Source organism: Vibrio sp. 10N.286.52.C3 (genome assembly GCF_041468865.1).
Classification (GTDB): domain Bacteria; phylum Pseudomonadota; class Gammaproteobacteria; order Enterobacterales; family Vibrionaceae; genus Vibrio; species Vibrio crassostreae_C.
Genome location: NZ_JBFRJM010000133.1, coordinates 1 through 3,573, shown reverse-complemented (window position 1 = coordinate 3,573; position 3,573 = coordinate 1). Strand labels below are relative to the sequence as shown.

Annotated in this window: 2 protein-coding genes; both read right to left on the bottom strand. The window is 40.8% G+C overall.

The features are described from left to right. Window positions 1–261: 261 nt before the first annotated feature. Window positions 262–2,211 (bottom strand): replication initiator protein RctB domain-containing protein, encoded by a 1,950-nt coding sequence (locus tag AB4138_RS23755; RefSeq protein WP_372128423.1) that lies wholly within the window; start codon window positions 2,209–2,211, stop codon window positions 262–264. Between the two features lie 937 nt (window positions 2,212–3,148). Beyond that, window positions 3,149–3,370: a hypothetical protein gene (locus AB4138_RS23750; RefSeq protein WP_372307957.1), complete on the bottom strand. Its 222-nt coding sequence runs from the start codon at window positions 3,368–3,370 to the stop codon at window positions 3,149–3,151. Window positions 3,371–3,573: the final 203 nt, after the last annotated feature.

Genomic DNA, 3,573 nt, shown 5'->3' with positions numbered 1-3,573 from the left:
GTCAAGTGCATGAAAGAGCTGGCGAAAGCTGAGCCTGATATCGACGCACTCCTGCCTTGGAACTTCAAACACTGACAAGTCGCCCCGTGGGTTCATGGGGCGGATACCTTCGATGCCTTTATAACGCGGCTGGTGGCTGACCATTGGGTGGTTTCAGACGACAATTAAACGAAAAAAAGAACCCGACACACATCGGGTTCTTTTTTTTAATAGGTAACCATACTTAGTGACTATATCGACTTTCTGTGATTTTCAGTCTCTTTAGCTTACTTGAGCCAACTTAGATGAAATGAAAGCGGCAAGCTCATCTAATTCTCCATTAACCCACTGGTTAAATCTCTTGGCTCTCAATAGCTTTACACTGTCGATTAATTCACTTTTTGATAACTTGATATTATGCCCAGTTTCCAAGCGGCTCATCAGGCTGTAGAAGTGTTCGGATTCAATTATTGTATCACCATAAGTGAGTTTCTTAAGATGGCCTTGCACTTTATGTAGCGCTTCTACAGCAACATCTTTATTGGCATTTAAATCCATTGAAACTAAGTGAGCAATACGGTCTATGTGGTGTTCATCGTCATAGGCAGATATTGTGTATTCAGATTCTAATAATTTAAATTTTCGGTAATTCGCGAAACGTCTAGTTGTATGTGTTACATATTTAAACAATAGGTCATCGCGGAGTGCATCTACGAGTACGTTACGTTTCATCTCATCTGCTAACGCAAACTTGTTGACCAACGGGTTCATTATCGTTGGAGCATTCTTTTTGCCTTCGTTGAAGGTTGAACCTGTAGCTTCTATCATCTGTTTCTCATCACAGTCAATTACGGCCACGTAGTTACCATCTTGATTCTTTGTGAATGAAATATAGTACCCGCACAAATTGTAGTCTTTGGTAATCTTTTTATCATTGCGCATTACCAAATCACCTGGTTTGCATTTATAGATTTCCAACGCAGCTGTGATGTCATTATGAAGCTTTTTATCACTCCCATCGAAAAACATATGTTCAGCAATTAAAGATAGATCCAAAGACTCATACCCTACTCGCCTCACACGCAGACACATGTAGAAGAGGAGTAACAGAGGGTCACCAACTGCAATCTTTTTGGGTAAAGTGAAAAATACTTCTTTCTTAGCCAGAATTTCGATTAGTTTGGGATGAAACGTATAGAAGAACAGTGTCGGCTTTACTTCCACGCCGTTCTCATTGATAACGGGGGCGAGTTTTGAGTTGGTTTCCAGTTCAATAATGAACTGGAAGTCTTTTTGCGTGAACAGTTTCTGAAGTTCTTCATCTACAATCACACCGTCTAGATCGGTCCACTCATAAACTGTGTGACGTAATTCTTGAATTTGTTCTCTTATGCGATCACGAGTCTGACCGTTGTCACTCAGACCACGTAGATACAAAATCTCTTCTAGTTTTGCAGCACACTCAGTATTTTCGAACGGACGCGAAAACCGCTTAGTTTTCATTGCTCGGGCGTTATATGCGATAGCTAACGACAATAGTGCCATTAAGGTTTGGATAGCACCTTTAGTCGATACTTGTTCATGCCCTTTTGCAGCAACCGTATAATTACCACCTTTTGGATGCTTGAATTGGACAAGCGCTTTAGGGCTGCCATTCCTCTTGTTTGGAGCCAGTGCTATGTACTCAGTAGGTAAGATTTGTTTGTCATAAGGCATACCCTTTGGAAGATAAGGTCGCAGATCAACATCCTGTTGAGATAGAGATTTCTTCTGAAGAGCATTTTTGACACTTTCACGATTAGACTTTTTATTGCCTTTGGGACGATTGCGATCCGTTAGGGAGTCACGATCAGCAATTATAGCTAGGTCCACTTTTTTAGCTAAGGTGTAAATATTTGAAGTAGACCGTTTTTGACCGTTATGAGTGACTTCATGTAAGACTAAGAACCCTAAGTTCTTAAGCTCCATCAAAGTACGTCGAAGGGTTGCAGGTTTAATTTCATAACGTGCCTCTACGCCTTCTTGAAATACTTTATTGGCTATGCCACTGTGTGATTTAGCTAAGGCGATCAGGTGTTGAGCAATAGTGCGTTGTTTCAAGCCTAAACTCATGTCCTGAATTGTATCAAATAACTCAACATCAGCTGGGTCGAAAAGAAAAAGAGTAAAACGCCTTTTCAGGTCAATTTTTTCTAGCAATTCAGGTGAGATATCGTTGAGTTCTATCGGCATGTGCTCTATCACTGTTTTTCATGATGCTTTAATCATAACTGTTGAACAAGAATAAGCAACCCTATCATGATCATCCAGATTATTTTGATTTAAGTTATTAAAAATATGATCTTTTTAAAGATGATTTCTTTAGTTGATAAAGGTTTAATGATTAGTATGATTACACCCATACTTAACCGCTGATATTTGTTTATACAACTCTTGATCGCTCAATTTAGTGCGGTGATACATACGCTCTACGTAAGTCTATGTTTTATAGTTAAATGCTACTCTTTTAACTTCATATTCTTATGATCGCTCATTTAGGAGCGGTCATAAAATTGGCTTGTGGATAGATCACGCTTTGATCTTTTGATCGCTCAATTGGATCTTTTGATCGCTCAATTCCCAGCTCTTGATCGCTCAATTGCATCTTTTGATCGCTCAATTGTTTATTCTTGATCGCTCAATTGCTTTATACAGCTTATACAGGGTTACTCACACATTACCAACAGGTAATACACGTCAGGTAGATGCTTTAATCACTGGTAAAATGTTATGATCGCTCATTAGAAATGTTATATAATTTCTGAATAATTTTTTGATAATCAATGGGTTAATAGCCTCGCTATCACTGCATGAAACTTTTCTTATTATGTGAGCAATATCCCAAAGAATTTCACCACAGCCTTTCTCACTAAGATGGCCATTAGCAATGGCCTTTTATTTGAATTTACCCCAGTAGTGCTATGAGCGATCAAGAACACAACGTCCAGCCAGCTCCGCTGTATGTAGCTTTCACATCCCTGCGTCATAATGAGCGATCATGAGTGAATTGAGCGGCATTCCCCATTTGATAAGGGTTTAGCATCGCTGCACGGTAATGAGCGATCATGAACGGCTTGACTGGTATGCCCCTTCGGATAAGGGTTTAGCATCACTGCAAGGTAATGAGCGATCAAGAACGACTTGAGTAGCATGCCCCATCGGATAAGGGTTTGGCATCACTGCACGGTAATGAGCGATCATGAATGCATTGAGTGGCATTCCCCATTTGATAAGGGTTTGGCATCACTGCACGGTAATGAGCGATCATGAACTGCTTGAGTAGAATGACCTTCGGATAAGGGTTCTGCATCACTGCAAGGTAATGAGCGATCATGAACTGCTTGAGTAGCATGCCCCATCGGATAAGGGTTTGGCATCACTGCACGGTAATGAGCGATCATGAACGGCTTGAGTAGAATGCCCCATCGGATAAGGGGTTAGCATCGCTGCACGGTAATGAGCGATCATGAACGGCTTGAGTAGAATGCCCCATCGGATAAGGGTTTTGCATCACTGCAAGGTAATGAGCGATCATGAACTGCTTGAGTAGCATGC

What these genes read in the sequence shown, in the direction of transcription:
- AB4138_RS23755 (WP_372128423.1), bottom strand. Translation starts at nt 2,211, where the DNA reads ATGCCGATAGAACTCAACGATATCTCACCTGAATTGCTAGAAAAAATT.
- AB4138_RS23750 (WP_372307957.1), bottom strand. Translation starts at nt 3,370, where the DNA reads ATGCTACTCAAGCAGTTCATGATCGCTCATTACCTTGCAGTGATGCAG.